Annotated in this window: 14 protein-coding genes and 1 tRNA gene; 4 read left to right on the top strand and 11 right to left on the bottom strand. The window is 68.4% G+C overall.

What is annotated here, in order from left to right; translation table 11 throughout:
* Positions 1-82: 82 nt before the first annotated feature.
* From EV278_RS02070 to EV278_RS02060, 3 genes are all read right to left on the bottom strand, one after another.
* Positions 83-3,112 (bottom strand): calcium-binding protein, encoded by a 3,030-nt coding sequence (locus EV278_RS02070; RefSeq protein ID WP_132086163.1) that lies wholly within the window; start codon positions 3,110-3,112, stop codon positions 83-85.
* A gap of 329 nt (positions 3,113-3,441) precedes the next feature.
* Complete coding sequence (locus EV278_RS02065) at positions 3,442-3,873, bottom strand: acyl-CoA thioesterase (RefSeq protein WP_132086161.1); 432 nt, start codon at positions 3,871-3,873, stop codon at positions 3,442-3,444.
* A 15-nt stretch (positions 3,874-3,888) separates the two neighbouring features.
* A complete protein-coding gene (locus EV278_RS02060; protein ID WP_081942615.1) occupies positions 3,889-4,173 on the bottom strand; it encodes a zinc-finger domain-containing protein in 285 nt (94 codons plus the stop codon).
* 144 nt (positions 4,174-4,317) lie between these two features.
* Between EV278_RS02060 and EV278_RS02055 the strand changes: the two genes are divergently transcribed.
* Positions 4,318-5,280: an ABC transporter ATP-binding protein gene (locus EV278_RS02055; RefSeq protein WP_132086159.1), complete on the top strand. Its 963-nt coding sequence runs from the start codon at positions 4,318-4,320 to the stop codon at positions 5,278-5,280.
* Positions 5,281-5,287: 7 nt separating this feature from the next.
* Here the strand turns inward: EV278_RS02055 and EV278_RS02050 are convergent, their stop codons facing one another.
* Positions 5,288-6,196, bottom strand: coding sequence for a 5'-methylthioadenosine/S-adenosylhomocysteine nucleosidase (locus EV278_RS02050; RefSeq protein ID WP_132086157.1), 909 nt, complete (start codon positions 6,194-6,196; stop codon positions 5,288-5,290).
* Between the two features lie 207 nt (positions 6,197-6,403).
* Here EV278_RS02050 and EV278_RS02045 point away from each other — a divergent pair, with 207 nt between their 5' ends.
* From EV278_RS02045 to EV278_RS02035, 3 genes are all read left to right on the top strand, one after another.
* Complete coding sequence (locus EV278_RS02045; protein ID WP_132086155.1) at positions 6,404-7,465, top strand: purine nucleoside permease; 1,062 nt, start codon at positions 6,404-6,406, stop codon at positions 7,463-7,465.
* 3 nt (positions 7,466-7,468) lie between these two features.
* Positions 7,469-8,800 (top strand): NCS2 family permease, encoded by a 1,332-nt coding sequence (locus tag EV278_RS02040; protein WP_132086153.1) that lies wholly within the window; start codon positions 7,469-7,471, stop codon positions 8,798-8,800.
* 70 nt (positions 8,801-8,870) lie between these two features.
* Positions 8,871-8,947, top strand: a tRNA-Arg gene (locus EV278_RS02035).
* A gap of 205 nt (positions 8,948-9,152) precedes the next feature.
* Here EV278_RS02035 and virB11 read toward each other — a convergent pair.
* The 7 genes from virB11 to EV278_RS02000 all read right to left on the bottom strand — a co-directional run bounded on the left by virB11 (position 9,153) and on the right by EV278_RS02000 (position 16,462).
* Entirely contained in the window at positions 9,153-10,121 is a 969-nt protein-coding gene (virB11, locus tag EV278_RS02030; RefSeq protein ID WP_132086151.1) for a P-type DNA transfer ATPase VirB11, read from the bottom strand.
* A complete protein-coding gene (locus tag EV278_RS02025) occupies positions 10,118-10,867 on the bottom strand; it encodes a TrbI/VirB10 family protein (protein WP_165916496.1) in 750 nt (249 codons plus the stop codon). The genes virB11 and EV278_RS02025 overlap by 4 nt, the downstream gene beginning before the upstream one ends.
* Before the next feature lie 260 nt (positions 10,868-11,127).
* Positions 11,128-11,835 (bottom strand): TrbG/VirB9 family P-type conjugative transfer protein, encoded by a 708-nt coding sequence (locus EV278_RS02020; RefSeq protein WP_165916495.1) that lies wholly within the window; start codon positions 11,833-11,835, stop codon positions 11,128-11,130.
* Between the two features lie 28 nt (positions 11,836-11,863).
* Positions 11,864-12,634, bottom strand: coding sequence for a VirB8/TrbF family protein (locus tag EV278_RS02015; protein ID WP_132086145.1), 771 nt, complete (start codon positions 12,632-12,634; stop codon positions 11,864-11,866).
* On the bottom strand, positions 12,631-13,833 hold the full coding sequence (locus EV278_RS02010) for a type IV secretion system protein (RefSeq protein WP_132086143.1): 1,203 nt from the start codon (positions 13,831-13,833) through the stop codon (positions 12,631-12,633). Before EV278_RS02010 ends, EV278_RS02015 begins: the two co-directional genes overlap by 4 nt.
* Positions 13,830-16,187 (bottom strand): VirB4 family type IV secretion/conjugal transfer ATPase, encoded by a 2,358-nt coding sequence (locus tag EV278_RS02005; RefSeq protein ID WP_132086140.1) that lies wholly within the window; start codon positions 16,185-16,187, stop codon positions 13,830-13,832. The genes EV278_RS02010 and EV278_RS02005 overlap by 4 nt, the downstream gene beginning before the upstream one ends.
* Complete coding sequence (locus EV278_RS02000) at positions 16,184-16,462, bottom strand: VirB3 family type IV secretion system protein (RefSeq protein ID WP_347812812.1); 279 nt, start codon at positions 16,460-16,462, stop codon at positions 16,184-16,186. Before EV278_RS02000 ends, EV278_RS02005 begins: the two co-directional genes overlap by 4 nt.
* Positions 16,463-16,468 lie beyond the last annotated feature (6 nt).

Genomic DNA, 16,468 nt, shown 5'->3' with positions numbered 1-16,468 from the left:
GCGCGCGACGGGTGGTGGTGTCCAGAGGCGGCGTCGTGGCCGTTGGTGTTGGCTTGCGACGGTCAGATCGTCTGGCCGAGGGTCACCAAACGATGTCCGCGGCGCTCAGTGTCGCCCCAGTAAACTCGATGAGCATCTCGTTCACGCCATTGCCGCCCTGATCGACAAACAGAAAGGTCGCGCCGTCCGCATAGGCGAAGCCAAAGGCGTCGCTGGTCGAAGCGTGGATCGCGGTCAGGTCGACCTTGTCCACGCCCGCCTGGAAGTCATGAACGATGTCCGCGGCCGAGAGCGTCGATTGGGAGGCGGCCAGATACTTGAAGGCATCCGCGCCCGCCCCGCCGTAGAGGGCGTCCGCCCCGCCGCCGCCGATGATCACGTCGTCGCCGCTGCCGCCCACGATGCTCTCGGCCAGCGTCCCGCCCGTAAGGACGTTCACGCCATCGTCGCCGACGATATAGGCGCCGCTGGTCAGGCCAATGATGTCGCTGGCGTTGAGGTCCTGGGTCGAGGCGATCTGGAAGGTCTGCGAGCCGGAAATTCCCGAGATGAAAGAGCCGCCGTTGTAACGGATAATGCTAACATTGCTGGGCGCTAGAGCGGAGAGATCCAGCGCGTCCACGCCGGTCTGGAAGTCGTGCAGGATGTCCAGGCTGGACGGCCTCGAATCATCGACGCCGCCATAGACGAAGACGTCGGCCCCGGCGCCGCCGAACAGGGCGTCTCCGGAACCGCCGCCTCGAATCACGTCCACGCTCGCCCCGCCGATGACGGTGTCGCCGTTGGAGGACCCGATCAGCACCCCGCCAGCGTCTCCACCGACGATGTAGATCCCGCCGGACAGGCCGAGCAGATCGGACCCGTTGATGGTCTGGGTAGAGGCGATCTGGAAGCTTTCGGCCCCGGATCGGCCGAACACGAACGTCCCGCCGTCGTGGTTGACGATGCTGACATTGCTGGCGTTCAGGCCGCCCAGGTCCAGCTTGTCGGTCCCGGCCTTGAAGCCATGAATGATGTCATAGGCGGCGGCATTGGAATCCGAGGCGGCGGTGTAGGTGAAGTAGGTGGTCCCGGTTCCGGAGAACAGGGCGTCCGCGCCTCCGCCGCCGACGATTGTGTTGAATCCGACACCACCGACCAGGGTCTGGCCCATCGTGTCGCCGACGATGTAGAAACTGGTGTTGAGGCCCGTCCTGATGTCCGTGGCCTGCACGTTCCCCGCGACGGCGATTGTCATCGGGCTGAGACGCGTCTCCGACGCGTCCGGCACGAAGAGATAGGTCGCGCTCCCGCTATGGATCAGGCTAATGGAGAACGCGCCGATCGCCGAGAGGTCGATGACGTCCACGCCCTGTTCGAAATCGGCGATGATGTCGTAGTCGGACGACAGGGAGTCGCTCGTGTGGCGATACAGGAAGGTGTCGGCCCCCGCGCCGCCCGTCAGGTTGTCGCTGCCGGCGGCGCCGATGATCACATCGTCTCCGGTCTCGCCGACCAGTCGGTCATAGGCCGCCGTGCCGATCAAGCTCTGGTCGCCGTCAGCTGTGATCAGGGTAAAGCCGGTCGCGTCGCCATTGGCCCAGACGTCGGTTTCCAGCACCGCGCCCTGGACTTCGATTCGCATGTCGCCCTCGTCGGTCGTGGCCTCGACGAGGCCCGAGCCGTCACCGTTCTGCGTGATCGTGACGTGGCTGACGGCCAGCGAAGACAGGTCGATGACATCGGCGCCGGTCTGGAAGTCGGTGATCTGGTCGGTGGAGCCAGGCGTCGATTCCGTCACCCGCAGATAGGCGAAGATGTCCTTGCCGCCGCCGCCAGTCAGGACGTCGAGGGCCTCGCCACCCAGGATCACGTCGTCGCCGCTGGTCCCCACCAGCGTGTCCGGGAGCGACGTGCCCTGCACACCGGCCTTAACCGTCCCCGCGGCGGCGATCACGTCGGTAGTCAGTATGGAGCCGGCGATATGGATCGCGCTGGCCACGCCTCCGGAGTCGTAGGCATAGACTAGGGACTGGTCGCCGTTGGTGACGACCTGAACGCTGACGGGCTGGGCCCTGGTGAAGTCCAGGCTGTCGATCCCGCTCTCGAAATCGGTGATCTGGTCGCGTGCGGCGAGGGTGGAGTCGTTGTGACTGAAGGCGACGGTGCTCAGGCCGTAATAGGCGAAGGTGTCCGCCCCGGTTGCACCGGCCAGGGTGTCGGCGCCCGAACCGCCCACCAGGACATCGTCTCCTGCGCCGCCGATCAGCACGTCGGCGCCTTCGAAGCCTTGGAGATGGTTGCCGCCGGCCGAGGCCGTCAGCCTATCGTCGCCCGTGCCACCGATGGTCCAGATCGGCCCGGGATCGAAGCCGCCGAAATTGGCCGCGGTCAGGGTCTGGGCGTTGACGCCCTTGAGCAGCAGGTAGGGTGTCGAGCCCTGGAAGTCGGCGTTGAACTGAAGGCGGAAAACCGCGGTGTCGTCTCCCACTTGGGCCAGAGCATAAGGATTGGCGCCGCCGGCAGCGAAGATATTTCCGCCGCCGGTCAGGATGATGCTGTCATGCTCGGGGCCCGTCACCGTGAAGTCGGTCACGTCGACCGTCGCCGGAACCGTGGAGAGTCCGAGGGAAACGCCGCCGTTGGGGATGCTGATTGTGTCGGCGCCCGCGCCGGTGATCACCGATAGGCGCGTCGCCGGACCGGTGTTGTAGCGGATGAAGAGTTCGATCGTGTCGGCGCCGGCCCCGGCGTCGATCACGCCGTACAGTTCGGCCCCCGCCTTGATCGTATCGTCGCCGTCGCCGCCCGTGACGTTGATCGCGCCCCGGCCCAGGGACAGCGTGCCGTGACGGATCGTGAAGATGTCGTTGCCGGCTCCCCCGTCCAGCCGATCGCCCGCGCCGCCGGACAGGACATCATCGCCATTGTCGCCGTAGAGCTGGTTGCCGCCCGCGTCCCCTTCATAGGAGAAGCCCAGCCTGGTTCCGGCGAAATCGTTAGACCCGCTGTCCAGGACGTCATCGCCATCGCCGCCGTGGAGGATATCGACGCCAAGATGACCGTTTAGCGTGTCGTCGCCGTCGCCGCCGCTGAGAATGTCGTCACCGGAGGTCCCCGAAATCGTCACCATGCGCGTGCCCTACTCGACTGAATGTATGAAGATCAGGAAACCGCGCACGGTCGGCAATCCCAGGTTTTATTGCAAAGAAGCTATTCGAAGGCCGCTCAACGTCAAGCAAGCAAACGACTAGGGCCGGGAAGGTCATCAGCCGAGCGAGAAACCAGCTTTTATAAATGTATGCCGCCGCCGCCGGCCCCCCACTCGACACCTGCGCCGCCAGGGCCACCCTCCCACGAGGGCCAAACCGTACGTGCCAAAGACCCCTCAGTCGGCCTTTTGACAGCTTCCCCAGAAGCGAGCAGCTGCGCGTCGGCCGCCCGCGGGAGCGGAGCGCGGATCTAGGGCAGCGGCCGGGACTTTCGGTTCTCGTCGATGGCGACGAAGGTGAACACGCCCTGGGTCACCTTGTGGGCCTGCTCGCCGTCGCGGCGGCGGCGCCAGGCTTCGACCTCGACCTTCAGCGAGGTGCGGCCCACGTGCACGACCTTGGCGAACAGGCTCACCTCGTCGCCGACGAACACCGGGCTGAGGAAGGTCATGCCGTCGACGGCGATGGTGGCGCAGCGGCCGGCCGCGCGGTGAAAGGCGATCGAGGCCGCCGCCAGGTCCATCTGCGACAGCAGCCAGCCGCCGAAGATGTCGCCTTCCGGATTGGTGTCGGACGGCATGGCGATGGCTCGCAGCACCGGCGCTTCGTGCGGCCACTCGGCGGCCTCCCAGGCCTTGGCCAGGGATTCGGCGCGCCGGGCCGTCGGAACGATGTCGCTCATCGAAGCGCCGACGACCTAGTGGCCGCCCGACCCTTCGTAGACGCCGGGGGCCAGCTGCTCATCCTCGTCGTGGCCGGCGGCGGTGGAGGCCACGAAGCGGCGGTCGCAATAGGAGCAATCGACGAAGCCGGCCGCGCCCATCTCCAGCCAGACGCGGGGATGGCCCAGGGCGCCGCCGACGCCGTCGCAGGCGATGCGGTGCGAACGGACCATGACGGTTTCTGGGGCGGGGCCGGCGCCGACCTCGACAACGGTCGGCTCCATGGCGGTGGGAGCGGTGGACTTGGCCTTGCGCGCCATGTTCGTGAAACCCTTGAAAATCAGACGCGGCCTTGGCGTGGCGGCGATGCAGGCATACCTATGCGACCCGTCTGGCCGTCGTCAATTGAAGGCGCGCCCCTTCGTTTCCCAATACCGCTGCAAAGCGGCGCATCTGGACGCTCCATGGACCTGCCCGCCTACGCGATCGAAGCCGAAGGCCTGTTCAAGACCTATCCCGCCACCAAGACCGCGCCCGAGAAGCGCGCCTTGAACGGCATCGACCTGAAGGTGCCGCGCGGCTCGATCTTCGGCCTGCTGGGGCCGAACGGCGCGGGCAAGTCGACCTTCATCAACATCCTGGCCGGCCTGACCCGCAAGAGCTCGGGCAAGGTGCGGATCTGGGGCCGCGACATCGACGAGCGCCCCCGCGACGCCCGCGCCGCCATCGGCGTGGTGCCGCAGGAACTGGCCGCCGACGTGTTCTTCACCCCGCGCGAGTCGCTGGAGGTGCAGGCCGGCTTCTACGGCGTGCCCAAGGCCGAGCGCCGCACCGACGAGCTGCTCAACGCCCTGGGCCTGGGCGACAAGGCCAACGCCTATGTCCGCCAGCTGTCGGGCGGCATGAAGCGCCGGCTGATGGTGGCCAAGGCCATGGTCCACCAGCCGCCGGTGCTGATCCTCGACGAGCCCACCGCCGGGGTCGATGTCGAGCTGCGCCGCCAGCTTTGGCAATACGTCACGGGCCTCAACCAGCTGGGCGTGACCATCGTGCTGACCACCCACTACCTGGAGGAGGCCCAGGAGCTGTGCGACCAGATCGCCATCGTCAACCGCGGCGAGGTGGTGGTCTGCGAGCCGACCGCGACCCTGCTGCGCCGCATGGACAGCCGCAACGTGGTGGTCACGCCGGAGGAGCCGGTGACGGTCGCGCCGCTGCTGCCGGGCTTCGAGACCAGGCTGCGCGGGGCCGGGGCGTTCTCGGTCTCCTACCGCACCGGCCAGTCCAGCGTCGAGCAGGTGCTGGCGGCGGTCCGCGCCGAGGGCCTGAAGATCAAGGACATCGCCACCGAGGATCCCGACCTGGAGGACGTCTTCGTGTCCCTGACCTATGGCGATCCGAACGCCAAAGATCCGCTGAAGACGTGAGGGCGTCCTAAGGCAGCGCCTTGACGAACGCCCTGACGACGGTGGCCGAGTTCTCGGCCGCGAACCTCAGGAACACCGGGAACTGGTTGCCGGCCGGGTCGCCGCCGGCCAGGTCCGACAGGCTGCGGAAGACGATGAACGGCGTGCGGTTGACATAGGCCACCTGGGCGACGGCGGCGCTCTCCATGTCCAGCACCCGGGCCCCGAACACGTCGTGGGCGTACTGCCGGAAGGCGGCGTTGTCGACGAACACCGGGCCCGAGCCGCCCACCCCGCCGACCACCACCTTGGGCGGCTTGGCCAGGCACTGGTCGGCCGCGCAGCGCTTGAGGGTCAGGCCCGAGACGCTGCGGCGGGCCAGGTCCAGCAGGGCCGGGTCGACCGGGAAGTCCTTCAGGTCTTCCGGCTTGGCCGGATCGCGGGTCACCGTCACGGCGCGCGGATACATCATGCCGAAATTGCTCCGGCCGTCGGTCAGGCCCGGAGTCGGGGCGAAGCCGCCGGGAACCTCCCGGGCATAGGCCATCTCGGACGACTGCACCCAGCGCTCCGGCGCGACCACGTCGCCGACCTCCAGCGCGGGGTCGGCGCCGCCGGCCACGCCCGAGAACACGATCCGCTCGATCCGGAAGCGGTCCAGGGCGCTCTGGGTGGTCATGGCGGCGTTGACCATGCTGATCCCGCTGAGGAACAGCACTACCGGCTTGCCCTCCAGCGTGCCAGTGACGAACCGCGCGCCGGCGGCGGTGTAGACGTGCTTGTCGCCGGTCGCCGCCTCCAGCGCCGCCAGCTCCGGTGGAAAGGCGCTGATCACCGCCGTGCGCGGCGTGGGATCCAGGAGGTCGGCGGCCTGGACGGGGCGGGGGGCGGAGAACGGAGCGCTGGCCAGGATCAGCAGCGTCAGGAGCAGGCGCATGGGCGGCTTTCGGCAAGGGAGTGATTCGCCGGCACCCTAGCCGCGGTCCCGGCCAGGAGGCGAGGTCTCCATCGCCGTCAGCGACCGGATTGGGCGCCGACGCCTCGTCGGCGCGCAGCGGGGGGCGTCGCCGCGTCTTGCGGCGATCGGCGATTGCGTCGCGGGCCGCATCGGTGGAGGTTCGGCGCCGGATTGGGTGGGGCCTGCATGCGCGCTTTGTGGTTTCGGATCGTCCTGGCGCTGAGTGTCGCCCTCGGCCTTGGCCTGGCCGGCGCCCAGGCGGCGGCCCGCCTGCCGGTCAAGGTGGTGGTGGTCACCACCTTCGAGATCGGGGCCGACACCGGCGACATGGCCGGCGAGTTCCAGCCCTGGGTGGAGGGCTGGCCGCTGAAGCACGAGATCGTCATCCCCGGCGTCCGTCACGTGGCCCGCTATTCCGACGACGGGGTGCTGGCGATCGTCAGCGACATGCGGGGCCGGGCCCGCGAGAGCGTGGCGGCCCTGATCCTGTCGGACCAGTTCGACCTGTCCAAGGCCTATTGGATCGTCAGCGGCATCGCCGGGGTCGATCCCGCCGTCGCCTCGGTCGGCAGCGCCGCCTGGGCCAGCCATGTGGTCGACGCCGACCCGATCTACGAGCTCGACGAGCGCGACATGCCGGCCGACTGGCCCTACGGCCTCTATGCCAACGATACCGAGCGCCCGAACGTCAAGGGCAAGGCCGAGGGTTCCAGCGCCATGGTCTGGACGCTGGACAAGGGCCTGGTCGACTGGGCTTACGGCCTGACCCGTGACGTCAGACTGCCGGACTCTCCGGGCCTGCAGGCCCTGCGGGCGCCGTATGAGGGCGACCCCCAAGGCCAGCGGCCGCCGTTCGTGCTGCGGGGCGACGCCCTGGGCACGGTGCGTTTCTGGCACGGCGCCCATCGCACTCGATGGGCGGAGGACTGGGTCAAGCTCTGGACCGACGGCGCCGGAACCTTCACCATGACCGACTGCGAAGACCAGGGGATCCTTGACGTGCTCGACGCCCATGCCACGTCCGGAAAGATCGACCGCCGTCGGGTCTTGGTGCTGCGCACCGCCAGCAACTATTCCCGGGGGCCGCTGGGCCAGACCAGCCTGCCGCACGTCTTCCACGGCGAAGGCCTGAAGGCCGGGTTCGACGCCACCTTCAAGGTCGGCGGCGTCGTGGTCCGCGAGCTGGTCGCTCACTGGGACCGCTACGCGACCGAGATTCCCAACACCCCGGCCGGCCGGAGCCGCTAAGCCATGCTCGAACGCCTCTTCGGCCTCAAGGCCCATGGAACCGACGTCCGCACCGAGCTGCTGGCCGGCGTCACCACGTTCATGACCATGGCCTATATCGTGGTGGTCAACCCGACGATCCTGGGCGAGACCGGCATGCCGGTGGCGGCGGTGGCGGCCGCCACCTGCCTGGCCGCCGGCTTCGGCTCGATCCTGATGGGGCTGGTCGCCAACTATCCGCTGGCCCTGGCCCCCGGCATGGGGCTGAACGCCTATTTCACCTACACCGTCGTCAAAGGCATGGGCGTGCCGTGGGAGACGGCCCTGGGCTGCGTCTTCCTGTCGGGCGTCGCCTTCCTGATCCTGACCTTGGTCGGCGTGCGCCAGATGATCGTCGCGGCCATCCCCAAGCCGCTGTTCTCGGCGGTCGCGGCCGGGGTCGGACTGTTCATCGCCTTTATCGGCCTGAAGGAGGCCGGCATCATCGTCGCCAGTCCCGCCACCACCGTGGCGTTGGGCGACCTGACCACCCCGACGGCGGCCGTGGCGATCCTGGGCCTGGTCCTGATCGCCGTCTTGCAGGCCTGGCGGGTCAAGGGGGCGATCCTGATCGGCATCCTGCTGGCCGGCGCCGCCGGCTGGGCCCTGGGCCTGGCCAAGATCGCGCCGGGGACCTCCAGTCTCTCGGACCTGACGGCCACCGCCTTCAAGCTCGACGTAACCGGCGCGTTCCACCTGAAGGGCGGCCCCAATGGCGCGGGATGGGCCCTGGCCATGCTCGAGATCGTCTTCGTCTTCCTGTTCGTCGACCTGTTCGACAATGTCGGCACCCTGGTGGCGGTGACCAAGAAGGCCGGCCTGCAGGCGCCCGACGGCTCGATCCCGCGCCTGAACCGCATCCTGCTGGCCGATTCGGCGGCGACCATGGTCGGCGCCGTGGCCGGGACCTCGACCGTGACCAGCTATATCGAAAGCGCGGCGGGGGTGACGGCCGGCGGCCGCACCGGCCTGACCGCGGTGGTCGTCGGCCTGCTGTTCCTGGTCACCCTGTTCTTCGCGCCCCTGGTCCAGGCGATCCCCGCCGCCGCCACAGCCCCGGCCCTGATCCTGGTCGGGGCCCTGATGGTCGGTGCGCTGGTCGACGTCGACTGGGCCGATCCCACCGTGGCGATCCCGGCCTTCCTGACCCTGATCACCATCCCGTTGACCTTCTCGATCGCCAACGGCCTGGCCTTCGGCATCACCAGCTACGCGGTCCTGCGCCTGCTGACCGGCAAGATCGGCAAGGGCGACTGGCTGCTGCTGATCCTCGCGGCCCTGTTCGTGGTCCGCTTCGTCTATCTGGCGAAAGGCTGACGCCGCCCCGCAAAGACCCGTTTGCGCCGGCGCGGCCTTTCAGCTAAGACCGCGCTTCCGCAAGGCGGAAGCACCCGTAGCTCAGCTGGATAGAGCGTTGCCCTCCGAAGGCAAAGGTCACACGTTCGAATCGTGTCGGGTGCGCCATTTCCTCTATGTGAGACGCTTTGGCAACAGAAGCTTGGCCACTAGCGAGCGCTCGCCCGGTGTGTCCGAACTCCAAAGTTTCCAAGGGCTTGAGATAAGCTCAACTGCCGCTCTGACCGTCTCCGCAGGATCGGATTTTTTCTCGCTTCTTGGGCCCGCGCCTCACGCATTGCCGCGCGGCGTCGGCGCTCGCGCCCGGAAGGCGTCAAGGCGCGGTGCGGTCGCCCAGGCGCAGCACTTCGGAAATGCAGCGACGGTTTTCGACGCGGTCGATCTGAACCACGATATCAATCATCGATGTCACCAGCCCATAGGCGTTGGCGTAGTCGAGATTGTGCGCGCCCTGCAGGATCATGATCGCCAGCTGCCTCAGCGCGCCCTCGGCGCTGTCGGCGTGGATGGTGGTGATGGACCCCGGGTGCCCCGTATTGATCGCGCGCAAGAAGGTATAGGCCTCGGCGCCGCGGAGTTCCCCTAGCAGGATGCGGTCCGGCCGCATACGCAGGGCCGCCTCCAGCAGGTCGTTGGGGGTTACGTTCGCCTCGCCCTGTCCGCCGCGGGCGGCGATCAGCTGGACCCGGTTGGCGTGGCTCGGCTGCAGCTCCGCCGCGTCCTCGATGGTGATCAACCGTTCGGACGGCGGGATTTCGGCCAGCAGCGAATTGAGAAGGGTCGTCTTGCCGCTCGAGGTGCCGCCGGAAATGATGATGTTGCGCCTTTGCCGGACCGCCTCGGCGAGATAGGCCGCCAGTTCGCCGGTCGGGGCGGCAATGGCGTCGCGCCGCCGCGCCGGCTCCAGCACATAGGACGCCAGGGGCAGGGCCGCGGCGCGATGGCGGCGGATGGCGATGGCGAGATGGCGCTGTGTCGCCGGGGGCATGACGATCTGGATGCGGGCGCCGTCCGGCAGGCTGGCGCTGAGCAGCGGATGAGCCCGGCTCAGCCCCTGGTGGGAATGGACGGCGACCTGCCGGACGAGGCGCTGCAGGTACTCGCTGTCGAGCATGGGCATCGGCAGGCAGGCGATCTCGCCGCCCAGCCGCTCCCGCCAGATCTCGCCGGGCCGGTTGATATAGATGTCGGTCGTATCCGCGTCGACGAGCAGCGGCCGCAGCGGTTCGAGATAGTAGCTGAGATAGTCGCTGGGACCATCGGTCGTCGGCCGGGCGGTCATCGTCTTGGCAAGACCCCCGTGAAGTCCATGTCCCGGTTGACGAAGACCATGATCGGCGTGCCGGCCGCGACCGTGACCGTGGGCGCGTTCTTGCCTTGCGCCGCCCCGGCCTGGGCGATGCCGCCGGCGGTCTGGGCGGGAAGGCCCAGGATGACCGCGCCGTTGTCGCCGCGCGAGGCCACGGCCACGCCGATGGTCAGGGCCGACTGCAGAACGGCCGAGCCCATGCGCGCGAACAGGTGGTTGTCGACCTTGCCCGCGACGCCGGCGCCGCCTTGCAGATCCGCTCCCGGCGCCACCAGCTTGATGGCGACGCCGTCGGGCCGGACGAGGCGCGTCCACAGGATCGTGACGCGGCTCTGGTTCGGCTGGGCGTTGGGACGGATTTCACCGACCAGGTGGCTGCCGCGCGGGATCAGGACTCGCGTTCCGTCGAACCCGCGCGTATCGCCTGTCGTAATGGCGCGCACGGCCCCGCCCACGCTGGAATCGACGGGAGTCTCGATCGCCGCCGGAATGAGCGCGCCCTGGGGCACCAGCATGGCGCGATTGCGCATGACGACGGCGCGGGCCGGCAGATCGTCCGCCGGCGGCGCCCCCTCGGCCGGCGCCGAGGCCGGGGGGAGGTCGATCGTCATGACCGGCTCGGACAGCCGTGGTTCGGGACCGGCCGCCATGGGCGGCGGCATCGGCTGGCTGACGTACTGAACGATCGGCGGCGGCGGTGGACCTTGGATGTAGCGCACTTCGGGGGGCGGTGGGGACGTCGGGGGGGGCGGCGGCGGCGGTGGTGGAATGTCCAGCGGCGCGATGCTTGGCGGAAGGGCCGTGGCGGGTGCGGCGCGCGTTTTGGCGGGCTTGGGCGCACCAAGATGCGCCTGGGCCAGCCAGATCACGCCCCCGCCCGCCAGGCAAAGGGCGATGGCGACGACAACCGGTGAAGGCCCCGTTGGCGGCAAGGCTACTCGGGGGCCGGGGGAGTCGGGCTTGGGCGGGCCGTCGCCAGTCATTTCTGCCCCTTGTCGAGGACCCGTGTCGCCGTCGCCTTCTGCTTCCCAAGCCGGAAGACGAAATGGTCGGCGACCAGATCGATGACGTACTTGCCGTCGCGCATGGCGCCGTTGATCAGAACCTCCGCCCCCTGGTCGTTGACCATGAAGACAGCTGGGATCTGGCTGTCCTCGCGCCATTCCACGAAGGTCGCCAGGCCGTTGTCGTACATGGACGCCGGCCGGATCGATCCGGCTCCGGTGAAGCGGAAGCGCGCTTTCGGCGCGGCCTGGGGGGCGGGTTGCTGGTCGAGGCTCACCGGATAGACGAACCTCAGCGATATCGCCGTGGCGGCGTCCGGCACAGGAATGGCGGTCAGGTCGAAATTATATTCCCGCGTGTCGGTGACGACGGTGAGGTTGGTGTTGGTCGCGCCCTGCATGGGCTTGATGAAGAGGTGGTCGGCCCGATGATTGGCCACGGCCTGCCAGACCGCGCTGTTCCCCAGGGCGACGTTTTCAATGCGTTCGTCCGAAGAGAATTCGACGGTCAAGGCATAGCCCAGCGCCACGCGGAGCGCGACGACCTCGTCCGGATCGAAATCGATCGTCTGGATCCGCGGGTCCTTCAGGCCCGGCTTGGGTGCGACCGACGCCCTCGCCGGCAAGGCGACGCCGGCCGGCAAGGCGGCGATCAGGGCGAGGAGATGGCGGCGTGTGGTCACGGGTCCCTCATATTCGCCGGGGAGCACGCTACCCACCGACCACGCCGCCTTGCGGGGGCGCTGTCGGGGTCTCGGATATATCCCTCGGGCTGACCGGCGTGGCGGGAGCTACCGGCGTTGGTTGCGGCGAAGGCGCGGTCTCGTCGCTGCGATGATACCGGGTCACCTGGAAGCCCAGCGGGTTGATCAACCGGTCCTCGACGCGTAGCGGCCCATCGGAAAACTGATAGGTGATCACAGCCGCATAATAGTTGGCCGCCCTTGCCGAGGCGCCTTCGTCCAGCCTGGTCGTGGTGAAACGCACCAAGGCCGTCCGCGGGCCGAGGTCCGAGACCGACTCGATATTGACCGCGACCAGCGCTGAACGCGGATAGAGCCGCAACGGGCTCTGCGGATTCTGCGCCGGCATCACCGCGGCGTATTCGCCGCGCGCAGCGCCGCCCGACCACAGCATGACCCGGTGGTAATCGGCGCTCAGGGTCGTGATGTCGAAGCCTTCCCTGGCCGCGACGTACTGGGCCAGCATCGACCGGGTCAGGGCCGTGTCGGCGCGCAGGATCTGGCCGCCGTCCTTGTTCAGCACCTGGACAAATCCGGTCTGCCGGTCGACCAGGACCGGTACCACGCTCGTCGATTTCAACGGCGCCAGGCTGGCCAGGGCGAACGCCTCGACCACGGCGACCAGCACCGCCGCGCCGGCGATGATCCACGTGCGGTCGCGCGTGCGCCGCGCGCCGTCGGCCTCGCTTTGAGCCCAACTCAAGGTCTCCGCGTAATAGGATTTCTTGTCTGTTTTCATGAAATCAGATCCCGCCTGGCCGCACCCGTCGACGCTCGCAAGTGTCCGGGCCGTCGCAAGCCCGGGCCGGCGGCGTCCGACGATCCCGTGGCCGTCCCCGAGGCCGCGCCAGCACTTGAGACGCCGACGACCTCACGGTCGCCGCTCTGACGCGGTTCCGAGACGGCGGCCGGCGCTCCGACGGCGTCGATGACGCGCTGGACACGCGACGCCGGGGAGGCGAGCCGAACCTCGGGGGCGGACCAAGGCGATCGCGCCGTCGGCGACGGCTCGGTCACCGGCGGCGCCGTCGCGGGCGCGCTCGCGCGTCGGGCCAGGGCGAAACGCAGCAATCCGCCAGCCGCCAGGACGGCGATCACGGTTATGGCCAGGCCAGCCGCCATGAAGAACAATCCGACCAGCAACGGGTCGCCGGCGTCGGCGGGCGCCGACGACAGGCGCTCCTGGTCCTGGGCGAAGAACGACAGCTCCAACGCCGTGCTTACCGCATAGCCCGCCTGGGCCAGGAACAGCGCGACCAGCGCCCGAAGCCATCCGACGAAAAGGCCGGTCGACAGATCGAACGCGGCGGCGGCGATGAACAGCGGGCCGATGGCGAGGACGATCGCCAGGGTCAGCCGCGCGGCCAGGCTGAACCCGACGCACGAAAGCATGAACACGGCGCTGCTTAGATCCACGCTCGGACCGACAGGCGGGGGCGCGGGGGCCGGAGTCGAGGGTTTGGCGGACGGGTCGCCGCCGGCCGTCGCCGGCGGCGCTGGGGGCGGGGACACCGGCGTCGGTCCGGCCAGGGACGTCAGGGTCTCGGCCGCGGCATGGCTGGCCTGGGTCAGCGAGGGCGCCCGTAGCCCCGTCGGAGCCAGCGCCATGGCGGCCAGTTCCGTCGGCCCCTGGGTGGCGACGGTGTAGACCAGCGCGGAATAGGCGCTGAACGTCGTGGCCACCGCGATCACGAACCCCAGCCGCAGCACCGCATAGATCAGGTCGGCCATGTCGAGATGGCGGTGCAGGATCAGCCGGTAGCCGATGCCGACGACGGTGAGCACCATGAGCGCGGAGACCAGCGCCGTCGGCAGGCCATGCCACAAGCCGCCCTGGAACGCCGCCAGATCGATCTGGCGCGATTGGCACTCGACATAGACCGCCAGGCGCTCGACAACCCCGGCGTTGTCGGCGGCGACGGGACAGGCCGCGCTCACCTCAGCCTCTCCAGGAACGGCGGCATCCAGTCGCTGGGATCGTCGCCGACGGCGGCGCGCACCTCGTCCAGCAGCCGTATGGCGCTCTCGCGGCCGGACAGGACGTGCAGCAATTCCGCCTCGCCGGTCAGGTCCAAGCGCGCCACCACGCTCTCGCGCCCATGCTTGATCAGGAAGCAATGGGCGTGATCGGGCAGGGACCGGATCAGGTCGAACTCGTGCTGGGTCAGTCCGAAGCCGTCGACATAGTCAACGGCCTGGGCCCGCGCGTTGGGCAGGAAGATATGCGTGGCGGCCTGCTCAACGATCGCCGAGGATATGCGGCTGGCCAGCGCGTCCTGGGCGCTCTGGGTGACGAAGCCCACCAGGCCGTTGCGCTTGCGGATCGTCTTTTCCCAGTCGCGAATGCGGGCCACGAAGATATCGTCGTCGAGCGCCTTCCAGCCCTCGTCCACGACGATGATCGCCGGCGATCCGTCGAGGCGCTCCTCGACGCGATGGAACAGGTACATCATGGCTGGGGTCCGCGTCGCCGGCGCGTCCAGCAATTGAGTCATGTCGAAGCCGACGACCGCCGCGTCGAGGCCGACCTGGTCCTCGGCGTTGTCGAACAGCCAGGCATGCTCTCCGTTCCCGAACCAGGGACGCAGCCGGGCATAGAGGTCAGTGGCTTTGGGCCGTTCGGCGCCGCGCAGCAGGTCCGCGAAGGCGCTCAGGCGGCGTAGACTGGCCGGCGCCGCGAAATTGGCCTCGACCGCCGCCTCGATCACCGCCAGGTCCTCGGCGCCTGGCGCGGCGTCCGGCGAAACCAGTCGCGACACCCAATCGATCAGGAAGCGGCGATTGATCGGCGTCGCCTTGAGCGCCAAGGGATTCAGCCCCGAGGGCTCGCCGGGCCGCAGGGTACGATAGCGGCCGCCGACGGCCCGGATGAAGATCTCCGAGCCGCGGTCCTTGTCGAAGAAGACCAGCCGCGGCCGGAACTTCAGCGCCTGGGCCAGCAGGAAGTTCAACACCACCGTCTTGCCCGAGCCGGACGGGCCGATGACGCTGAAATTGCCGAGGTCGCCGTGGTGGAAGTTGAAGAAATAGGGGCCCGCGGCTGTGGTTTCCAGGACGGTGACCGCCTCGCCCCAGTAACCGCGCGGCTCGCCGATGGCGAAATTGTGGAACGAGGCGAAGCTGGCGAAATTGCGTCCGGCGATCAGCGCGCGCCGCGTGATGAACCGCATATTGCCGGGGAACTGCGCCCAGAAGGCGGGCTCCAGCGCCAGGTCTTCGCGCACGCCGACGATGCCGAGGTCGGCCAGCACCGCCTGGGCGTCGGCTAGGCCCTGAGCGACCTCGCGCTCGTCGGCGGCGCTCAGCATGAGGCTCATGTGATGTTCGCCGAAGACGGCGCGCCCGGCGGCCACGTCGTCGCTGGCGACGGCCAGTTCGCTGCGCAGCGTGACCGCCTCGTCGTTGCTGGCGCGCATGCGGCGCAGCGCCAGGCCGACGCGGCGTAGGGCGGGGTCGCGGTCGACGAAGGCGAAGCTTTGGGTCAGGACGAATTCGGCGGGCAGCCGCAGCAGTTCATCGACCATGCCCGGCCGCGAGGTTCCCGGATAATCCTTGATCGACAGGATGCCGAAATAGCGCCGGTCCTGCTCCGCATAGGGAGCCAGTTCGCCTGTGTTGCGCCCAAAGCTGAGGCGGCGGGCCGGCACGTGCGAAGCCAGGTCGCCCTCCGGCAGCAGTCGCGTCTGGCCGAAGCCGTTGTAGATCTGCGCCAGGAATTCCAGGATTCCGGAATAGTGCTTGTCGCCGCGCGTGTAGACGCCGACCGCGCGCGGCCGGTAGGCCGCCAGCGAGGCCATCAGGATCTCGCGGGCCTCGTTCAGGTCGCGCAGACCCTCGCGCAGCTCGGCGTCGGCGCGGCCGGCGTCGGCGGAGGCGCTTTCGAGCAAGCGTTGGACCAGTCCCTTGCCCCCCTGGGTCGGCCGCCGCAGGAGCGTGACATAGATGTCGTTGACGTAGAGGGCCTTGGCGTCCAGGCGCCTGCGCCACCGTTCGTTCAGGGTCCGGCTGAACGCGTCCTCATAGCCGGCCTCGAGCGCCGGTTCGACGCGGCGGCGGACGATATGGTGATAGAGCGCAAAGCGAGAGGCGCTGAGGGCCTTGAGCGCGGCGTCCCTCAGGTCTTTGCGGTAATTGAGTTCACTGGTGTCCGCGGTCTCGAACAGAAGTCCCTTCAGAACGATGGTCTGCATGAGGAGCTTGTCTTGCAGCATCACCGTGTGATCATCGATGTGCGCAAGATACGGTAGGCGATCGCCGCCCCGGGTCTCTTTTTCGTGTGCTACGCTGGTCATGGACTGTAGGAATTGCACCCCCACAGAGACCGGTTCCTGACCCGAGGGCAGCGTGAACTGGTGACGATCCAGATATCGAAGATGCGCGGGTCGTACAGGTGGGCGACCCAGCCCGCCGCGTGAATGACGAGCGCCGCGACGATGACCCAGAACGCCTTGAAGATCAGGAACAGTTCCGTCGTGACGATGACGTTCGCGATCAGGAAGCTGTAGGTGACGCCCAGGAACATCTGCGGCTTGGTCAGGGCTACGAAAAGGCGGTCGCGATCGAGCATGTCCAT

Source organism: Caulobacter sp. BK020, from assembly GCF_004342605.1.
GTDB lineage: Bacteria > Pseudomonadota > Alphaproteobacteria > Caulobacterales > Caulobacteraceae > Caulobacter.
Note: the sequence above shows the minus strand (reverse complement) of the source record. Positions and strands in the feature narration are given on the sequence as shown.